This window comes from Autumnicola edwardsiae, assembly GCF_031846505.1.
Classification (GTDB): Bacteria; Bacteroidota; Bacteroidia; order Flavobacteriales; family Flavobacteriaceae; genus Autumnicola; species Autumnicola edwardsiae.
The window spans coordinates 1-280 of the sequence record NZ_JAVRHP010000344.1 but is presented as its reverse complement, the minus strand read 5'-3'; the positions used below and the strand labels follow the sequence as shown (position 1 = coordinate 280).

The 280-nt window shown below is 37.9% G+C and carries 1 rRNA gene; it reads left to right on the top strand.

Features of this window, described 5'->3' with window-relative positions:
• Nucleotides 1–147 precede the first annotated feature (147 nt).
• Nucleotides 148–256, top strand: a 5S ribosomal RNA gene (gene rrf, locus RM529_RS17935).
• Nucleotides 257–280 lie beyond the last annotated feature (24 nt).

Here is a 280-nt window from a genome sequence, read left to right as displayed (position 1 = left end):
TGCTTTTACAATAGTCTTCTTATGTTCTTTGTTTCTTATAATATGTCAAGATATTGGCGCCGCATGGCGCAGTTAAAAAGTGAAAAAGTAAAGGAGTTAAAAGTAAAACTTTTAAACCTTAAACTTTAAACCGTTTAACTTACAACTTAAGGTGGTTATGGCAACGGGGCTCACCTCTTCCCATTCCGAACAGAGAAGTTAAGCCCGTTAGCGCAGATGGTACTGCTATTTGTGGGAGAGTATGTCACCGCCTTGTTTTTTGAAACCCTTCATCATATAT